The organism is Proteus sp. Marseille-Q3619 (assembly GCF_965283115.1).
Genome location: NZ_CBDIMP010000001.1, coordinates 726,315 through 743,250, shown reverse-complemented (window position 1 = coordinate 743,250; position 16,936 = coordinate 726,315). Strand labels below are relative to the sequence as shown.

Here is a 16,936-nt window from a genome sequence, read left to right as displayed (position 1 = left end):
ACAGCGGGGTCAGAGATAGGCATAATTCCGCGCTATGGAAGGATGGCCGAGTGGCTGAAGGCAGCGGTCTTGAAAACCGCCGATGGGAAACCATCCTAGAGTTCGAATCTCTATCCTTCCGCCAGAATTAGCCGGCTTAGCTCAGTTGGTAGAGCAACTGACTTGTAATCAGTAGGTCACCAGTTCGACTCCGGTAGCCGGCACCATATAAGAACCCGTTATCTCGTAAGAGGTAGCGGTTTTTTTCTTATCTATAATTCTCTTTTTTTATTTTTCCTCTTATTTATTTTTATTTAAACCCTTACGGGGTACTCCGTTTATTTCTCAATATCACTCTGATTTTTTATCTTTAGTTATCAAAAATTAATCAATATATTAGTGAGTTAGCATTTTTTAAGCAGAAAGCGTTTGAAGATTGAGCAAACAGATAAAAAAGTCATTTTTTTTACAATCAGGACTAGACAGCGGGGTCAGAGATAGGCATAATTCCGCGCTATGGAAGGATGGCCGAGTGGCTGAAGGCAGCGGTCTTGAAAACCGCCGATGGGAAACCATCCTAGAGTTCGAATCTCTATCCTTCCGCCAGAATTAGCCGGCTTAGCTCAGTTGGTAGAGCAACTGACTTGTAATCAGTAGGTCACCAGTTCGACTCCGGTAGCCGGCACCATATAAGAACCCGTTATCTCGCAAGAGATAGCGGGTTTTTTCTTGGATCAATTTTAATATTGAAATGATATAGTAAAAAAACACCACATAAAAAGATGGTGGTGTTTTTGTGTATTATCGTGATCACCACCCCATCACAGACCAATTAAATACTCGTCCCAAAATTTTCACTTCTTCTAATGTCGAACGCTCATCTGGGTAATCAATAGTATTATAGCTACGGATGATAATGGTGTTATTGGGGAGTCGGTGTAAAATTTTAACTCTCAAAAGATCGCCTTGTTGAATAGCATAAATACCACCATCAACAATTTTTGTATGTCCTGTACTGATAGTGACAATCGAACCATCAGGAATAACTGGGGACATACTGTCACCATGAACTTTAAAAGCAACGGCATCACTAGGTTGAACGCCATAGCGATTAAATGTAGAACGAGAAAATCTCAATAATTCCACCTTTTGATTATCAGTGGTACAACTTCCGAAACCTGCAGCCAATTCAATAGTAGTATAGAAGGGGATCTCAACTTCATCTCGTTCTATCGGCGTATTATTATCCCAATCATCAACAGGTGTCATTTCATTTACTGAAACACCATCGTTTCTTTTTGCTCCTCGCCCATATTCTAACCATTCTGCTCGAACATCGAGCCATCGGCTTAATGCTAAGATATTTGTTGGATCAGGAATTGACTCATTGTTCAGCCATTTCCATACAGCTGGAGCACTGACTTTTATACCTTGCTCAGCGAGTGCATCTGTAATTCTTTTACCTAATCCACGTCCTGCAATCCCTGAATCTAAGCAAGCTTCTTGAAGCCTTTTTGTGAACTCCGTTTTATTATCATTTTTAATCATTGGTTAATTTCCTTTGCTACTTGACGTCACTTTAGTTAAAATATAGCATTAACTATTAGTTAATAAAAGTACGAAAAGTACAAAAAATTAACTAAATAAACCAATGCAAGAGTGGTAAGTAAAAATCACGTTGAGATAACGCCGTAAAATGCGGGTGATTTAGATGCATAAATGCCATGCCTTGTCGTGGTACATGGATGACCAATTAGTAGTGATAGGAAATCAAAAGGAGCATTAAATGAGACTAGCAGACTTACCTAAATATTTTTCACCAAAAAGCATTGTATTAAGTGATGTAAGAACAGTGAAGGCAGTAGATTCACTGTCAGTGACTGATGTGATGACATCAATTAGTTTAGTAACTCGAAAAGGGCGAATGGGCATAGAGTTATTTTTAGCTAAACATAGTATTAATCATCCCAGTGAAGCAATAGAAAGCCTTTATCAATATGCACTAACTCAGGCTTATCAATATAAAGCCATTGATAAACTTAATGAAGATGTGAAAGTTAATGTTTTACACATTATTGCTAATTATGCTTTCCAAGATTACGCAAGAAGTGCCGCAAGTAAGAAAGCGTGTCCTGATTGCAGTAATGGATTTATTGAAGTTGACGTTTTTACTACAAAAAGCTACACCTCAAAATCTGTTAAAGAGCTTGAGCGAAATTTTAAAAATGAGCTTAAAGTTAAACCCCAAAATAAAACTTCTTACCGTGAAGTAAGAGAAACAACTCGAGTGGTTTGCCCTACATGTAAGGGGAAAGCTGAAATTCGTTTAGCATGTCGTTGTCATGGACGTGGTCAAGTTTTAGATAAAAAAGAGAGTGAAAAGCAAGGTATGTCTGTTTTCAAACCTTGTAATCAATGTTCAGGACGCGGATATCCTCGTTTAAAATTCAGCGAAGTATTAGAGCAAGTACAAATGGTGGTGAGTGTTTCTAAAACTGTTGCGTACAGTAACTACAAGCCGTTATTTGAACATTTAGTTGAAGAATGCTTTAAAGAAGAGTCCTTATCAGAAAAAATTCTGCAAGAAGTGACCATTAGGTAATAATTTTCTCTATTTATTTATTTTTGTAGAAAATAGTTATTGATTTTTAGGAAAAATAAGCATACTATAACTCCACAGTGAGATATTTGTATCTAAAAACCTCACAACAGAATATAAAAAGCCCCACTTTTTGAAGTGGGGCTTTTTTGTATCTCTATTTTCTTAGCTAATATAAATTAACGATATCTGTTAAATTTTATTTTCAATGGAAGACCACAATGTGGTCTTTTTTATATCTGCCATTTATCTAATTAGATAAATAAAACATAAACATACTCATGTTAAAACAGTGCTTAAATTTAAGTGCTGTGGATGAGTATATTATTTATTACAGTTCCTCCTATTGGAGGTAAGCCATGAGAAACAATGAAAGAAAATCCAGATCTATGGGAACAGATATTTATTGCCCTTTCTTCAATGAAAGAGCAAGGAATATCAGCCTCTCTTGCTGGAGGAATGGCTATTCTTCGAGGTTTATATAACGGCGGAGGATGGAAAAAAACCTCTATAGATGGGCTGATGTGTGCAATGTTTGCTTGGTTTATTAAAGATATTCTAATTTTATTTAATATTAATCATGAGTTTGCTTACTTAGCCAGTGTGTTTATTGGTTATGTCGGAGTAGATTCCGTGAGTAAACTCCTTAAAGGAAGAGCAGGAGTTAAAAATGGCTAAAATAGCACGAGGTGAGCGTAATAATAACCCCGGTAATATCCGGCACGGTTCGAAATGGCAAGGATTATCCATAGAGCAAACCGATAAAGATTTTTGCCAATTTATTTCACCTGAATATGGAATACGAGCCATCTACAAATTATTACAAACGTACCAAAAAAAATATGGGTTAAATACCATTAAAACAATTATCAATCGTTATGCTCCACCTAACGAAAATAATACGGTAGGCTATATTAGTCGAGCATCAAAAGAAATTGGTATTGAGGCTGATAATCCAATTAATACACAATTAAAAAATGTCGCTATTCCTTTAGCAGTAGCGATTGTTAATATTGAACTTGGCTATCAACCTTATTCAGAAAAAGTTTTTGAAGATGCTTGGTTGTTATTATGAATTATTTATTAAAGATAATGGCAATAGTGATTTTATGCCTAGGTATAGGATCGATTTGGTTAATTGATAAAAATAAATCCTTGAAACAGGAATACAATAATATTAATCAATCTCTTATTCAACAGATTGCAGAGAATAAAGATTATCAATTAAGAATAAGTCAGCTTAATCAACTTGATAATCGTCATTTACAGGAACTTGTGCATGCAAAAAAAGAAATTGATCAGTTGCGTGATATTAGTGAACGTACTCCTGAGCGGGTGTATATCAAAGCAGAATGCCCCAAAATATCAGCCAATTCCACCGCCGGCTTGGTTGATGCAAGCACCGCCAGACCTACTGACACCGCTATCCGAAATTATTGGGTACTCAGAGAACGAATTGCGCAATCAGAACATATCATTTTAGGTTTACAAGATTATATTCGGCAAGAGTGTATTAATTAAAAATCACTTTAATTAATTTATAATCAATAAAAATTATTTATAAAATAGATTGAATTTTTATAAAGAAAAGGAGAGTTATATTAAGGAGGTGAAATGAAAGATAATGATATTAATATTGCCATTCGTGAACAACTATTAAAACAATTTAGATCAGCAAGTATTAATGTTGATGTTATTGCTGGTTATCAACCAGATAAAAAGCAAGATAATAATATTATTATGTTTTTTCCTATAAAGGAGGTTGGCCAAGGTTGGCAAAAAAGAAATTATAATATTCAAGGTAATAATGCAAACCATAAAGAACAACAACTGTTCGAATTAACATTTCAGGTTCAAGGTTTTATTAAACAACATCCAAATTTAACAGCAGGTGATTTAATTCGAATGACTCGGATGATTATTAATTCGTTGTCTTTTGTCGAATCAATGAGAAAAGAGGGAATAGGGATACAACGTGCGAGCGAAATTAGACGAGCGCCGATAATAAATGCTGGAAATAGCTATGAGCATAATCCTTCATTTGATTTTAATGTCACTTTTTCCAGTACGTTATCTTTAGACACTGCTGCAACAAATTTACTTATTTCTAACTTATATCGTATTTAAGGATAAATATGTCTATTAAACAAACGCGCTATATTGATATTGCGAGCGCGGTTATTGGTGCATCAGCCGCACCTATGCGCAAACTTACAGCTCGTATTTTCTCAACAAACCCTAAAATTCCAGCAGGGAAAGTACTTGAATTTGCTAGTGGGCAAGTGGATGAATTACTTGGTGCAGGATCACCAGAAGCGAAATTTGCTCGTCAATATTTTAGTTATGTTAGTCCCGCACCTATTAGTAAACCTAAAGAGCTACAAATTGCTTCTTTTGAACCCGTAGGTCGTGCTCCGACATTATTTGGTACACCAGCAGCAACTCTTGATAAATTAAAGTTAATTGAAGAGGGTGCATTTACTTTGACTATCGGTGATATCTCTAAAAATATTACTGATATTTCCCTAAAAGATGTTGAGTCTTACGCTGATGTTGCTTCTCTGATCCAAGCTAAATTAAACGCTGAAAGCGAACCTCAATTTGCCAATTGTTACGTCACTTTTAATGCACTTGATGGTGCTTTCTTGATGAGTGGTGGTGTACAAGAAAAAGCGAAGATCACCATAGATCACTCACCTTTAGCTGATGCTATGGGGTTAAGTGACGGAGATGCATCTGAGGGTAATGTGGCACAAACAGCGCTTCAAGCATTTATCGCTGCCGAAGCGATTTCTGATTCATTTGGTAGTGCGACATTCTTAACCGAGCTTTCAGTAGAGCAAAGTGTTGAGTTAGCAGAGTATATTGCGGGTGAAAATGTAAAATACCAGCTCTATTTATCAGTTCCAGATAAACAAGCCGAAATTTATAGTAAAGCATTAATCGGTACCGCATCAACGGGATTAAATTTAAAAACAGATGATGACTTTTTTGTTCAAGCTCTACCGATGGCAATTATGGCTGCAACAGATTTTGATCGCACAAATGCGACGACTAACTATATGTATCGTCAATTTGGTATCACTTTCCCATCTCAAGTTAAGACCGATATTGCGGCGGATCGATTAGATAAATTACGCGTGAACTATTACGGTGAAACAGCTGTTACTGGCACTGATATTAGCTTCTATCAACGTGGTTTTTTATGTGGAAATGCTTCTAATCCATTAGATATGAGTGTTCATACTAATGAGCAATGGCTAAAAGCCCATATCGCACAGCAATGGTTAAGCTTATTGCTTTCCACTCGTGGTATTCCAGCGAATAAAGATGGTGAAGCAAGAGCGATGATGGTTATTGCGGGTGCAGTTACGAAAGCATTAAATAATGGCACTATTCTTACGGGTAAAACGCTGGCTGAAGTACAAAAAATCGCAATTACAGATGCAGCAGGTGATGATTTAGCGTGGCACGATGTACAAAATAAAGGTTATTGGTATAACGCTGAAATCGTTGAAGAAACAGGTCCTTCTAATTTACCAGAATACATCATGAAATATGTATTAATTTACGGTAAAGGCGATTGGGTTCGTAAAGTTGAAGGCTCACACAATTTAGTTTAAGGAACAAACAATGAACGATATTTCAGCAACAGGTTTAAGTTTAATTATTCAGGCAAGTAACACATTTCCTGCAGGTATTCCTATTACCACATTTTCAGATGATGGTGATCCTTTAGATTTACCAGCAGTAGATATCACTCAAACCGCAGTAGATATTAATGGTAATTTAGTGAGTTGGTCAGCGCCTACACCTCAAACTGTGACGGTTAATGTATTAGCAGGTAGTGAAGAAGATGAAAACTTGGCTATTTTGCTTGATGCAAATACAGCAAGACGAGGACGTCGTCATGCAAGCGATATTATTACATTAGTGGCTTCTTATGGTGATGGTTCTATTACCACTGCTCGTAATGGTCGAATTACTAATGGTAGTCGTGGTAATTCAATTGCGAGTGCTGGGCGTCTCAAATCTAAGCAGTACACCTTTATTTTCCAAGATTTTGATCGTGTCAGAGCACGTTAATTTTTAGCGTTATTCTTATTCATCTAATGGCGGCTTCGGCCGCCTTTTTTATGGGATTTAATTATGTTAATTAAACCAAAAGAGATCACTGTTATTGATAGTGATCGTGAAGAACATACTTTTATTATTAGCCGATTACCTGCAACGATTGGACGAGAAATTCTCGCTAAATATCCTTTATCGAATGCACCTAAAATTGGTGATTATGAAGTCAGCAAAGAAGCCATGTTAAAAATGATGGCTTATGTGGCAGTTGAAAAAGAAGGGCAAGAGATTTATCTAAAAACCAGCACATTAATTGATAATCATGTGCCTGATGGGGAAGCCTTGATTCGTCTTGAACTCGAAATGCTGAAGTACAACACCAGTTTTTTCGGCAAAGACGGGAGCCTAAATTTCCTACAATACCTTCTAGGCAAGTTCAGCGGTTCTCTCCCGTCGATTATAAAAACGCTGATGGCTTCTTTGCAGTCATCATCTCCGCGGGTTTCGCCTCCTTCACAGAACTCAAAACAACTATAGATCTAGAGGAAGCCTTTGATCTGTGGGAGATCGCGATTACTAATCGTTATAACGAGGCGCTAGCGGCGTTAAAGGAGAGATAATGTCTCTATTACAGGTATTTTCTCAGGTACTGATGTTGGAGGCTGAAGTATCTGATAGTGCATTAGCAAATATTAGAAAATCAGCAGATGAAATTCTTGTTGAAATGAAAAATATTGAACAGGGGGTTTCAGGAGGTATTACTAGTTTCTATAACTTTGTTCAAGAAATTCACTTCAATCTTGGGGAATTACCCGAAGATCATGACATAAGTATTTCATTCAATAGTGATGAAATGACAAGTGCTTCTGTAACTATTGAAAACTCAATTCAAAGCATTGTTAAAAGCGCTCTAATGGGAACGCAAGAGTTTGATAAATTCTTGCAAGAAATCTTAGTGGGCATGCTGGGTTTATCACTGAATGAGCCAATAAATATTGATCTTAATATCAGTGAAACTCAAGATAAAATTAATTCAGTAACACAAAGTATTGATACCCTAAAAGATTCTATGTCGGTTTTAAATTACCAAAGAGAATTGATCAATAATAGTGGCGGTGATGAAGCGCATATTTTAGCAAACCTGAATACTGAATATGAGGCAATGGAGGCGCAATTATCTTCACTTAATGGTGAGTTGAATTCTTTAACCGAAACTGAAAAGAAAAATAAAGAAAGTAAAATTGTCATCGATGCACTGATTAAACAATTAGGTGCTGATTACGATACTTTTATTACTACAATGCAAACGCAAGGCATTGAGGCGGCAGTTAAAGAAGCAAAGGCCCAACGTCGATTAGGTGATAGTGTTGATGAAACAGGTAAAAGCTATCAGAAAACCACAGCGAAAATGAAGGACTATATTCTTAACGCCATTGGCGCTAAGGATATTACGGGGACTTTGCAAAAGGTTTTTTCTGCTTCATTAGATCGCGCCAAAGAAATAGAGTCGCTAGATAAACTGAGTGAAAAAATAGGTATCGCAGCTATCGATATCGATGCATTTTCAGGTGCTATGGCTGAAATTGGGGGCACAAAAGAGGCCGCTCAAGCTGATTTGACGGCAATGGCCAATGCATTTAATGATACAGAAGATCCTATCGAACAACTTTTAAAAACCGCAGATAAAGTCAAAGGAATGAGCTTTGATGATGCCCAAAAAGAGCTGGAAAAACTGGGTGTTGTCGATGAAAAAACCATTGAATTGATGATGAAGGGGCGCGAAGAATTAGAGCGCACAATGGGGGTTCAAAAACAATTTTCTGGTATTAATGATGAAAGTATCGAAAGTTCTATTCAGCTTAATGCAGTAATGAATAAGTTTGATCAATTAGCGGCACAATTAAAAAATAACTTTTTAGAGATAATTATTCCCGTTCTTGCAAAAGGAATAACGTGGTTTGATAAATTAGTTAATTTTTGTATTGAGAATAAAGACTTTGTTATCGGATTCTTTTCAGCTATTGGTAGTGCTGTTGCCATTTTTTATTTACCTGCAATGGTGTCTGCGGCAGTTGCTACACTTGCAACGGCACTCCCTATATTAGCTATTGCTGCTGTTATTGGCATCTTAGCGACGGCATTTAAACTCGTCTATGACGATATTATGAATTTTATTAATGGTAATGATTCAATGATAGGCAGTATTTTGGATCAATACCCCGCGCTTAAAGACGCAATTATGGTTGTATGGGCAGCATGGCAAACCTTTGTTGAATCGTTAAAAATTGCCTCAAGTGCTATTGCTGAATATTTTATTGCCGCTTGGAATTTTATATCTGAATCATTTAATCAATTTATTATGGTTCTTAAAGCGGGCATTAATAATATTATTGAATGGGGTCAATCGATTATTAGTGTCTTTGTTTTTGTTTCTGAGGCTATCGTCGGTGTATTTAGTTGGATGTGGGAATATATAGAGAAAATATTAGGTTGGGTTAATGAAGGTATTGATTCCATAAAAGGGATTTGGCAATCAGCAAAAAGCTTTTTAGGTATGGAAGATACAGAAAAAGAAATCACTGTTGTTCAAAAGGTGGAACGGAAATTATCTGATGAAGGCAGTCTCAATTACACCATTCCACAACCAAAGCCAGCAATACCCTATTATAATCCAGTACAAGATGTAAATGCGTTAAATAATGGATTAACACTGTCATCAACAAATCGTTTAAACCCGATGACCAGTCAAATGATCAGTAACCAATCAAGCGTTAAAAATGAAAGTAATGTTCAAATTGGTGAAATCAGAATTGAAACACAAGCCACTGATGGCCCAGGTGTTGCGAAAGTGATTAATGAAACACTGATAAATGAAGCGGCTAAAGAAATCTCAGAGCACCACTCTAGCGGAGGTAAGGTTTAATTATGATAACTGAAGTTAGAATTTTTGATTTAGAGTCATTCGCAACATTATTTGATAGCGTTAATCCGATGGAAGTTTCGATTACTGATAGTCATCAAGTCATTAAATTTGCGGTTGAAAATGGTGAAAATCGTAGCGACCACATCATTGTTGACCCTATTAGTATAAGTGTCGAATTACTATTAACGGGTGATATTGTGAATCGTTACTCTATTATCAAGCAGCTTTATGACGAACACACACTAGTGGGAATTCAAACTAGAGTCAAAACCTATCAACCGATGTTGTTAGAGAGCCTCAGTCATGATGAAGATCCCCAAAAAGTGAATGCCATCGAATTAAAACTCAAATTTATAGAATGGAAAACAATAGAGCCTGAATATAATAAAAAATCTTCTAAATCGACAAAAAAACCAAAGCAAACCTCAACAGTCAATCGTGGAAATGTCAAAAGTAAAAAATCAACACAAATAGGAAAAAAAGAAAAATAGGAGGTAGATAAAATGCAAACTATTCCATTACAAGCTATTCCTAATCAGCGATTTTCTGTCGAAATAGCTGGTGTTGATTGGATTTTTACGTTGAAGGTCGCTAATCAAACCATGTTTTGTGATATTGAGCGAGATGGTGAAGTGCTTATTACAGGTATTCGCTTGGTCGCTAATACACCTATTATTCCTTATTGTTATTTAAGACAAGGGATTAATTTAGTTTTTTTAACAGAAAATGATGCTTTACCGTGGTATGAGGAATTTACAAAAACACAATCATTAGTGTATTGGAGTAATGAAGATGGATCTTCGGCGAATAAGGGTGGGGATTGAGGTCGGCGAAAGGCTTCAATGGTATGAAGGATTGCGTATATCAGCAGGAGGAAAAAAATATGCAAATCCATTACAAAACGAATGTAAAATCGCTATTACAGGGCTTAATGCCGAGACAAGGGATTATTTGCTGACGGAAACCAGTCCTTATAATAAAAATAAGCAAGCTCGGCGGCTTTATTTAGAAGTTGGTCGAATTAACTCTGGTTTATTTTCGCTTTTTATTGGCGATATCGTCAGTGCAGAAATAGACTCTCCTCCGAATGTCACCGTAACGTTATCTGCAAAAACTAGCCATCATTGTTCTGGGAAAATTATTTCTTCTAGTGGTGGCGCAATTCAAAAATTGAGTGAAATCGCGTTAGTTATTGCTAATGATTGTGGCGTGAAATTGGATTTTCAGGCGACCGATAAAAATATTGCCAATTGGTATTATTGTGGCTCTGCATTACATCAAATAGAGCGTTTACAAGAGTCGGGAAATGTTAAAGCTTTTATTGATGATGATACGTTATTCGTAAAAGATGATGATAAAGCATTAAAAAGCCGATTTCGTATTTTGAATATGAATTCAGGCATGATTGGCATTCCTAAAGCCACGGAGAGTGGATTGACGGTAAGTTATCTTATCGATAGTACCTCTGAATTAGGTGGAATGCTTCGCCTTGATAGTAAACTAAATACCTCACTAAATGGCGATTACATTATTGAGCAGCTTGAATTTAAAGTTGCCTCTCATGATGCTGATTTTGCCTATACCGCAACATGTAAACGAGCTTAACTATGAGTAAACCCAATAATGATATTGCCAGTGTTGGTTCATTGGCAGGGGCTTTTTCGTCTGCATTTCGCCATTTAATGATGAATACAGATGATATGTTACCCGCAACTGTCATTAATTATGATGAAAAAACCAATCGAGCCATGATAAAGCCCTTGGTCATGATGTTGACTACGGATGATGAAAAAATCTCTCGAGCCCCTGTTGCTAACATTCCTGTGTTTCGATTTGGTGGCGGTGGATTTTTTATTAGAGCCCCCATTAAACCTGGTGATTTTGGCTGGTTAAAAGCCTGTGATCGTGATATTAGCCTTATTTTTCAACGTGGTGGTTTAGAAGATCAACCCAATACAACACGATTACATTCGTTTAGTGATGCTATGTTTTTTCCTGACACGATCAAAGGATGGGCTATTGATGGGAAGAACATTGATGCCTTAGTTATTCAGTCAATGGATGGTTCAGTCTGTTTCTCTCTTCATAACGATAAAGTTGTATTAGAAACCCCAAAATATGAGATCAACGCACCTGAAACGATATTTACTGGCAATGTTACTGTTAATGGTAATTACGCTGTAAATGGTAATAGTGATTCACAAGGTGGGCTGATGCGCCATAACGGAAAAGATATCGGCTCAACACATACTCATAGTGGGGTACAAGCAGGGAAAGACAATACAGGGAGTCCAATATGAGGACATTTTCAATAAACCAGCAGAATGATTTTGCGATAGGTGCTGATGGTAACCTTCAAATTTGTGACAACGATGATGCAGTAAAAAATCTTTGTCAGCATTTTATTAAGGCTGTCCGTGGTGAAATGCTACATAAAAAAGATAAAGGTATTCCTTATTGGTCAGCAACATTTAGCCGACAAGTTGATCTTCCTTTATTTGAAATGGCGTTTCGACAACGTATTGCTGAAATAGAGGAAGTTGTCTCTATCACTTATTTCCATGCTTTTCTAGAAGAAGGAACATTGAAATATCAGGCAGATATACGCACGATATATGGAGGATTTACATTGAATGGCTGACTATCGTTATATCAATAATAAAGGTGTGATTGTTCCTGATACATCAACATTACGAAATCGTGTAGAAGACGAATTTCGTGCTGTATTTGGTCAATCCATTAATTTATCGCCAGAAACTCCACAAGGAGTATTGGTGACTATGGAAATTGAAAATCGGGATGCGATTGTTCGTAATAATGCTGAACTGGCAAATCAAATAAATCCAGATATTGCTGGTGGTATTTTTCTCGATGCAATATGGGCATTAATGGGCGGCGAGCGTATTAATGCCACACATTCTTATTTAAGTGATGTCGAGTTTACGGGTATTCCCGGTACTATTATTCCTAAAGGTTCTCAGGCACTCACAATAATGGGGGCTGTTTTTGAAACGTTATCACCATTAATTATCGCTAATAATGGAAAAATTAAAGGCGATATGCGAGCCAAAGAATATGGTTCTATTAGTTGTGGTATTGGGCAATTAAATAAAGTGGCAAGTTCTGTATTGGGATGGGAAAAAGTGAATAACTTAACCCATGCAGTTGTTGGTCGTCATGCTGAGTCAGATATAAAGGCAAGGCGTCGGCGTAAACAAACACTCGCTAAAAATACAGTCAGCGTCGCAGAAGCAATTACTTCTTCGCTATATGAATTAGAGGGCGTTAATTCTCTTTCTTTTCGTGAAAATTTTAATGATAAAGCGTTAATTGTTGATGGTATTTCATTATTACCGCATAGCATTTACGTGTGTATAGAAGGTGGGGATAGCCATGAAATTGCTAAATCATTATTAAGAACAAAAACAATAGGTGCTGCATTTAATGGTGAGATTGAAATAAAGGTAATAGAGCCAGCAAGTGGTCAAGAATATCCTATTAAATTTTCACGACCGAAAGAAATACCGGTGTTTTGCCGTGTTTCTGTAAAAAAATCCAATATTGATGCACAAACCATTATTCCTAATGCTTTAGAGAAGTGGGTACAGGGTGAAATAGATGGAGACAACGGGCTGGTGGTCGGGCGAGAAGTTTCTCCTTTTGAAATTTCAGCGGCGGTTAATGCGGTGGAGCCTCATTTATTTGTCACTAAAGTGGAGCTTTCAACAGATGGAAAAAATTGGAATGTTGCATTAATTCCTATTGGTCTTAATCAAATTGCCCGATTACCAAAAGGGGCGGTACAAGTGGTGATCGTATGAATATTCAAGAATTTGATTTTCATTCTGATCTACTAAAAGCGATCCTCTGGCAATATGAAAATACAGATAAGCTAAAAGCATTAGCACATTTAAAAGCGGCTTACTTTAATCAATCTACGGTTTCATTTTGGCAAAACTGGTATCGAGATGTATTTAATATTGATACAGCTAACGATTTTGGTTTATCAGTATGGTCACGCATTTTAGATGTACCTTTAGGAATAGATATTCCTCCTAGTGATAAAAATAAAATAGGTCTTGGTTTTGGTAAAAATAAAGCCAATTTTAAGGCAAACTTTAGACGAAATGCGGATTACACTCTATCGCTGACTTTAGATCAAAAAAGAATGCTGGTGAGAATGCGTTATTTTAATCTCACTCAAAGTCCTACCGTGACCAATATTAATGAGTTTCTTAAACGTTTTTTCTGGCGTGAAGATAGCAAAGTCTTTGTGCTCGATCCTTTTGATATGACGTATATGTATTATGTTTTTAATTTTAATCCAGATGAACGTTTACGTCTTTTATTAGAAAACTTCGACTTAATGCCGCGTCCTTCTGGCGTGGGCGTCAAATATCGTATCGTAACCAAGAAGGCCTTTGGTTATGGTCAATATCGTAAAAACTTTCTGAAGAGTAATTTCGGAGAATAATTCTTATGACTAAAATATTTAAAACCCCCTTTGCAACACAAGGGGATAAAACAGTTGTGCCTGTTGAAATTCAATCTGATGGTTCTGTGTCTTATACACAAGGTTATGGTTACGATTATGAACGTGACCAAGTTACTGATCCCGCAGCAAAAGATATTGAACGTGAAAAAATGAATAGTTTATTTCACGATATCACTGAGTCTATTGGTGAAATGCAATTGCAGGGTTTTGCTAAGTGGTCGGAAGCAGGCAAACCTTATCCTATTCGTAGTGTGGTTTATCATAAAAATAAAGCTTGGCAGTCTAAAATTGAAAATAATAATGTTGAGCCAATTGCTGGTAATGCATGGATTGAATTAAAAGCGGATATTACAGCGAATGAAGTTGGCGCTTATTCTAAAGACGATGCGGACAAACGCTTTCAACCACTAGGTAAATATCAAGTTGAAGGTCATAGTTATTCTAAAGCCGAAACTGATACGAAATATCAACCGAAAGGGAATTATGCCCCTGCGGGAAATTATGCCACTAAGGGCGATAGCTATACCAAAGTAGAATCTGATGGTAAATATCAGCCAAAAGGAAGTTATCAACCGTCGGGCGATTATGCGACTAAAGGTGAAAGTTATACTAAAGCAGAATCTGATAGTAAATATCAGGGGAAAGGGAATTACCAAGTAGCGGGTTATAGTTACTCAAAATCTGAAGCGGATAATAAATATCAAGCGAAAGGCAATTATGTTACTGCGACACGTAAAGTTAATGATAAGCCATTGAGTGGCGATGTGACGGTAACATCGCAAGATATTTTTTCTAATCAGGCGATTTCAATTGGCGCTAATCAAAATTTAAATAACTATAAAACAGCGGGTATTTATTTTCAGCCAGCGAATGCAAATGCGACTACAAATTTAAATTACCCAGAAACCATGGCGGGTACATTAATTGTTTTAAAAAATGCTGGTATTACTCAACTTTATTATGTTTATAACACGAGCCGTATTTATTCTCGTAGCCAGTATGATAAAGGTAATTTTACACCATGGGCAAAAGAGTTTAATAGTCAAAATAAACCGACCGCAGCTGATGTGGGCGCATATTCCAAAGGTGAATCAGATGGAAAATATCAGCCGAAAGGGAATTATCTAGTATCGGGTTATAGTTATTCTAAGGGAGAATCGGATGGTAAATATCAGCCAAAAGGGAATTATTTAGTTTCTGGATATAGCTATTCCAAAGGTGAGTCTGATAGTAAATATCAACCGAAAGGGAACTATGCATTAGTAGGTAATAGCGGTTCTAAAAATACAGCTAAAAAAGATGTTAACGGATGGTTGAAATGCGGAGATACGGGAATCATTCAACAATGGGGTAAAGAAGAATGGTTTCATGATGGAAGATCGTGGGATTATAAATTCCCTATTCCTTTTCCTAATACAGTTTTCGTTATTGTTGTGACAAATAATAGTGGATGGGGAAGGTTAGGAACGAGCCGGCATACTAAAGAAGGGTTCACTTTGGAAGGTGATACTGAAAGTGCATATTTTTCCTATATAGCTATAGGATATTAAAATTTAAGTACCCAATCAAGAGTAAAAAAATCACCTCTGATTAATTTATAATGAATTATAAATAATATATAGCCAAGTTGTTTATTTCTTGAAATTAACACCGAAATGAGCAGAGGGCTGTGGCAAAGCATTCATTTCTTATTTTCAATAAATATCGCTACTGAGAAGTTTTTCACTTCAAATAATAAAATGAGAAACTTACTTATTTAGTTCAGAGTTATTTAATTTGACTATATTAAAAGTCGTGATAAAAACGATCCTGAAATAATTTTTTTATAAAAAAGCCACCTATATTATAGGTGGCTTATCAGCAATAAGATAAAACTACTCTTTTATTTTTCCTTTATCCTTATCATCTACTTCAATAGGAATATAATAATTAACATCTTTTAATAGTGATGCAGGTTTGTTTAAAAGAATTGAAATAGGATATTCATCTTTAAAAATATACTCTTCAATATCTGGAGCACCGTTCTTTCTTGGTATATTGAGTTTTCTAAGTAAAATACCATAGGTGTTATAGATGATATCTTTATAATCTAATTTTAATAATGCTTCAGGAATACTAAATTTTAAATATCTTGTGTTTTCTATCTGAGTTCGATGAGTCAATTGAGCATTATAAATTTCAGGCGTATTACCCATCATAGTTGAATATTTAACGGTTAATTCATCATTTTTCTTAGATAAAATATTATGTACCGCATAGACTTTATCATGTTTATAAAGTGCATTTTGAAAGAACACTTTCCAGTAATCTTCCCGCGCTTTTTCTGTACTAAAATTCCAATCAATCATATTCGCTTTATAGGTATGCTCTATACCGATCAGTGGAAGAGAGTCTATTGTGACAATTTCAATATCGAGGTTAAAACCACTAAATTTTCTTAACGGTAGTGTAAAGCCGTGAGCTTGCCAATTCTCTTTTCTACGATAATTATAAGGCGTTATATTAAACAGTTTTTTAAACGCTCTTGAGAATGTCTGCTGAGAATCAAAACGATATTTTAACGCAATATCAAGTAGTGGCGTTCTTTGTAAACGTAATTCGACTGCAGCACACGAAAGACGCCTTGCTCGAATATAAGAGGCTAATGTCAGACCTGTTTGTTCTTTAAACATACGTTGAAGATGCCATTTCGAATATCCTGATTTCTGTGAGACATTTTCGAGTTTGAGATCTTTTTCTAAATTCTCTTCAATCCAATAGATAATATCTGTAATGACATTTTCGCTAAACATATTTAGGCTCTGATTAATAATTTATTTTCGGTAATATAAAAAGAAAGGCATTTAACCAATTTACATTAGATACTGTA

19 protein-coding genes, 4 tRNA genes and 1 pseudogene are annotated in these 16,936 nt (G+C 36.1%); 22 read left to right on the top strand and 2 right to left on the bottom strand.

Features of this window, described 5'->3' with window-relative positions; all coding sequences use genetic code 11:
* The first annotated feature begins 36 nt into the window (after positions 1 to 36).
* The 4 genes from ACWPWK_RS03540 (at position 37) to ACWPWK_RS03525 (ending at position 667) form a co-directional block, all read left to right on the top strand.
* A tRNA-Ser gene (locus tag ACWPWK_RS03540) sits at positions 37 to 124 on the top strand.
* A 6-nt stretch (positions 125 to 130) separates the two neighbouring features.
* A tRNA-Thr gene (locus tag ACWPWK_RS03535) sits at positions 131 to 206 on the top strand.
* Between the two features lie 291 nt (positions 207 to 497).
* Positions 498 to 585: transfer RNA gene (locus ACWPWK_RS03530), tRNA-Ser, on the top strand.
* 6 nt (positions 586 to 591) lie between these two features.
* A tRNA-Thr gene (locus tag ACWPWK_RS03525) sits at positions 592 to 667 on the top strand.
* A 122-nt stretch (positions 668 to 789) separates the two neighbouring features.
* On the opposite strand, the gene ACWPWK_RS03520 is transcribed toward ACWPWK_RS03525, so the two are convergent.
* Entirely contained in the window at positions 790 to 1,527 is a 738-nt protein-coding gene (locus ACWPWK_RS03520; protein ID WP_109374146.1) for a LexA family transcriptional regulator, read from the bottom strand.
* A gap of 238 nt (positions 1,528 to 1,765) precedes the next feature.
* On the opposite strand from ACWPWK_RS03520, the gene ACWPWK_RS03515 reads away from it, so the two are divergent.
* The 18 genes and pseudogenes from ACWPWK_RS03515 (at position 1,766) to ACWPWK_RS03430 (ending at position 15,617) form a co-directional block, all read left to right on the top strand.
* Positions 1,766 to 2,581 (top strand): antitermination protein Q, encoded by an 816-nt coding sequence (locus tag ACWPWK_RS03515; protein WP_109374147.1) that lies wholly within the window; start codon positions 1,766 to 1,768, stop codon positions 2,579 to 2,581.
* A 366-nt stretch (positions 2,582 to 2,947) separates the two neighbouring features.
* Positions 2,948 to 3,256 (top strand): phage holin, lambda family, encoded by a 309-nt coding sequence (locus ACWPWK_RS03510; protein ID WP_109373856.1) that lies wholly within the window; start codon positions 2,948 to 2,950, stop codon positions 3,254 to 3,256.
* On the top strand, positions 3,249 to 3,653 hold the full coding sequence (locus ACWPWK_RS03505) for a structural protein (RefSeq protein ID WP_109373855.1): 405 nt from the start codon (positions 3,249 to 3,251) through the stop codon (positions 3,651 to 3,653). The genes ACWPWK_RS03510 and ACWPWK_RS03505 overlap by 8 nt, the downstream gene beginning before the upstream one ends.
* On the top strand, positions 3,650 to 4,099 hold the full coding sequence (locus ACWPWK_RS03500; RefSeq protein WP_109373854.1) for a lysis protein: 450 nt from the start codon (positions 3,650 to 3,652) through the stop codon (positions 4,097 to 4,099). The genes ACWPWK_RS03505 and ACWPWK_RS03500 overlap by 4 nt, the downstream gene beginning before the upstream one ends.
* A 93-nt stretch (positions 4,100 to 4,192) precedes the next feature.
* Positions 4,193 to 4,705 carry a phage gateway protein gene (locus ACWPWK_RS03495; protein WP_109373853.1) on the top strand — a complete coding sequence of 171 codons (513 nt, stop codon included), beginning with the start codon at positions 4,193 to 4,195 and terminating at the stop codon, positions 4,703 to 4,705.
* Positions 4,706 to 4,713: 8 nt separating this feature from the next.
* Positions 4,714 to 6,201, top strand: coding sequence for a DUF3383 domain-containing protein (locus ACWPWK_RS03490; protein ID WP_109373852.1), 1,488 nt, complete (start codon positions 4,714 to 4,716; stop codon positions 6,199 to 6,201).
* 10 nt (positions 6,202 to 6,211) lie between these two features.
* The gene (locus ACWPWK_RS03485; RefSeq protein WP_109373851.1) at positions 6,212 to 6,664 is read left to right on the top strand and encodes a phage tail fiber protein; all 453 of its coding nucleotides are present in this window, start codon (positions 6,212 to 6,214) and stop codon (positions 6,662 to 6,664) included.
* Between the two features lie 63 nt (positions 6,665 to 6,727).
* Entirely contained in the window at positions 6,728 to 7,186 is a 459-nt protein-coding gene (locus ACWPWK_RS03480; RefSeq protein ID WP_109373850.1) for a hypothetical protein, read from the top strand.
* 82 nt (positions 7,187 to 7,268) lie between these two features.
* Positions 7,269 to 9,572 (top strand): phage tail tape measure protein, encoded by a 2,304-nt coding sequence (locus ACWPWK_RS03475; protein ID WP_109373849.1) that lies wholly within the window; start codon positions 7,269 to 7,271, stop codon positions 9,570 to 9,572.
* Positions 9,573 to 9,574: 2 nt separating this feature from the next.
* Positions 9,575 to 10,063, top strand: a complete 489-nt coding sequence (locus ACWPWK_RS03470; RefSeq protein WP_454208335.1) for a phage baseplate protein — start codon at positions 9,575 to 9,577, stop codon at positions 10,061 to 10,063.
* A gap of 12 nt (positions 10,064 to 10,075) precedes the next feature.
* Positions 10,076 to 10,396 carry a phage baseplate plug family protein gene (locus ACWPWK_RS03465; RefSeq protein WP_109373847.1) on the top strand — a complete coding sequence of 107 codons (321 nt, stop codon included), beginning with the start codon at positions 10,076 to 10,078 and terminating at the stop codon, positions 10,394 to 10,396.
* Positions 10,365 to 11,177: a baseplate hub protein gene (locus tag ACWPWK_RS03460; protein WP_109373846.1), complete on the top strand. Its 813-nt coding sequence runs from the start codon at positions 10,365 to 10,367 to the stop codon at positions 11,175 to 11,177. Before ACWPWK_RS03465 ends, ACWPWK_RS03460 begins: the two co-directional genes overlap by 32 nt.
* Positions 11,178 to 11,179: 2 nt before the next feature.
* Entirely contained in the window at positions 11,180 to 11,872 is a 693-nt protein-coding gene (locus ACWPWK_RS03455; protein WP_109373845.1) for a Gp138 family membrane-puncturing spike protein, read from the top strand.
* Positions 11,869 to 12,213, top strand: coding sequence for a hypothetical protein (locus tag ACWPWK_RS03450; RefSeq protein WP_109373844.1), 345 nt, complete (start codon positions 11,869 to 11,871; stop codon positions 12,211 to 12,213). Before ACWPWK_RS03455 ends, ACWPWK_RS03450 begins: the two co-directional genes overlap by 4 nt.
* On the top strand, positions 12,206 to 13,393 hold the full coding sequence (locus ACWPWK_RS03445) for a baseplate J/gp47 family protein (RefSeq protein WP_109373843.1): 1,188 nt from the start codon (positions 12,206 to 12,208) through the stop codon (positions 13,391 to 13,393). Before ACWPWK_RS03450 ends, ACWPWK_RS03445 begins: the two co-directional genes overlap by 8 nt.
* Positions 13,390 to 14,046, top strand: a complete 657-nt coding sequence (locus ACWPWK_RS03440; RefSeq protein WP_109373842.1) for a DUF2612 domain-containing protein — start codon at positions 13,390 to 13,392, stop codon at positions 14,044 to 14,046. The genes ACWPWK_RS03445 and ACWPWK_RS03440 overlap by 4 nt, the downstream gene beginning before the upstream one ends.
* Before the next feature lie 5 nt (positions 14,047 to 14,051).
* A pseudogene (locus tag ACWPWK_RS03435) lies at positions 14,052 to 14,423 on the top strand (hypothetical protein); the annotation flags it as partial.
* Positions 14,397 to 15,617 carry a pyocin knob domain-containing protein gene (locus ACWPWK_RS03430; protein WP_348271748.1) on the top strand — a complete coding sequence of 407 codons (1,221 nt, stop codon included), beginning with the start codon at positions 14,397 to 14,399 and terminating at the stop codon, positions 15,615 to 15,617. The pseudogene ACWPWK_RS03435 and the gene ACWPWK_RS03430, both read left to right, overlap by 27 nt.
* A 324-nt stretch (positions 15,618 to 15,941) precedes the next feature.
* Here the strand turns inward: ACWPWK_RS03430 and ACWPWK_RS03425 are convergent, their stop codons facing one another.
* Complete coding sequence (locus ACWPWK_RS03425; protein WP_109373841.1) at positions 15,942 to 16,859, bottom strand: helix-turn-helix domain-containing protein; 918 nt, start codon at positions 16,857 to 16,859, stop codon at positions 15,942 to 15,944.
* Between the last annotated feature and the right edge of the window lie 77 nt (positions 16,860 to 16,936).

What these genes read in the sequence shown, in the direction of transcription:
- ACWPWK_RS03505 (WP_109373855.1), top strand. Translation starts at nt 3,249, where the DNA reads ATGGCTAAAATAGCACGAGGTGAGCGTAATAATAACCCCGGTAATATC.
- ACWPWK_RS03455 (WP_109373845.1), top strand. Translation starts at nt 11,180, where the DNA reads ATGAGTAAACCCAATAATGATATTGCCAGTGTTGGTTCATTGGCAGGG.
- ACWPWK_RS03520 (WP_109374146.1), bottom strand. Translation starts at nt 1,527, where the DNA reads ATGATTAAAAATGATAATAAAACGGAGTTCACAAAAAGGCTTCAAGAA.
- ACWPWK_RS03465 (WP_109373847.1), top strand. Translation starts at nt 10,076, where the DNA reads ATGCAAACTATTCCATTACAAGCTATTCCTAATCAGCGATTTTCTGTC.
- ACWPWK_RS03515 (WP_109374147.1), top strand. Translation starts at nt 1,766, where the DNA reads ATGAGACTAGCAGACTTACCTAAATATTTTTCACCAAAAAGCATTGTA.
- ACWPWK_RS03450 (WP_109373844.1), top strand. Translation starts at nt 11,869, where the DNA reads ATGAGGACATTTTCAATAAACCAGCAGAATGATTTTGCGATAGGTGCT.
- ACWPWK_RS03490 (WP_109373852.1), top strand. Translation starts at nt 4,714, where the DNA reads ATGTCTATTAAACAAACGCGCTATATTGATATTGCGAGCGCGGTTATT.
- ACWPWK_RS03440 (WP_109373842.1), top strand. Translation starts at nt 13,390, where the DNA reads ATGAATATTCAAGAATTTGATTTTCATTCTGATCTACTAAAAGCGATC.
- ACWPWK_RS03445 (WP_109373843.1), top strand. Translation starts at nt 12,206, where the DNA reads ATGGCTGACTATCGTTATATCAATAATAAAGGTGTGATTGTTCCTGAT.
- ACWPWK_RS03460 (WP_109373846.1), top strand. Translation starts at nt 10,365, where the DNA reads ATGGATCTTCGGCGAATAAGGGTGGGGATTGAGGTCGGCGAAAGGCTT.
- ACWPWK_RS03480 (WP_109373850.1), top strand. Translation starts at nt 6,728, where the DNA reads ATGTTAATTAAACCAAAAGAGATCACTGTTATTGATAGTGATCGTGAA.
- ACWPWK_RS03475 (WP_109373849.1), top strand. Translation starts at nt 7,269, where the DNA reads ATGTCTCTATTACAGGTATTTTCTCAGGTACTGATGTTGGAGGCTGAA.
- ACWPWK_RS03495 (WP_109373853.1), top strand. Translation starts at nt 4,193, where the DNA reads ATGAAAGATAATGATATTAATATTGCCATTCGTGAACAACTATTAAAA.
- ACWPWK_RS03485 (WP_109373851.1), top strand. Translation starts at nt 6,212, where the DNA reads ATGAACGATATTTCAGCAACAGGTTTAAGTTTAATTATTCAGGCAAGT.
- ACWPWK_RS03510 (WP_109373856.1), top strand. Translation starts at nt 2,948, where the DNA reads ATGAAAGAAAATCCAGATCTATGGGAACAGATATTTATTGCCCTTTCT.
- ACWPWK_RS03470 (WP_454208335.1), top strand. Translation starts at nt 9,575, where the DNA reads ATGATAACTGAAGTTAGAATTTTTGATTTAGAGTCATTCGCAACATTA.
- ACWPWK_RS03425 (WP_109373841.1), bottom strand. Translation starts at nt 16,859, where the DNA reads ATGTTTAGCGAAAATGTCATTACAGATATTATCTATTGGATTGAAGAG.
- ACWPWK_RS03500 (WP_109373854.1), top strand. Translation starts at nt 3,650, where the DNA reads ATGAATTATTTATTAAAGATAATGGCAATAGTGATTTTATGCCTAGGT.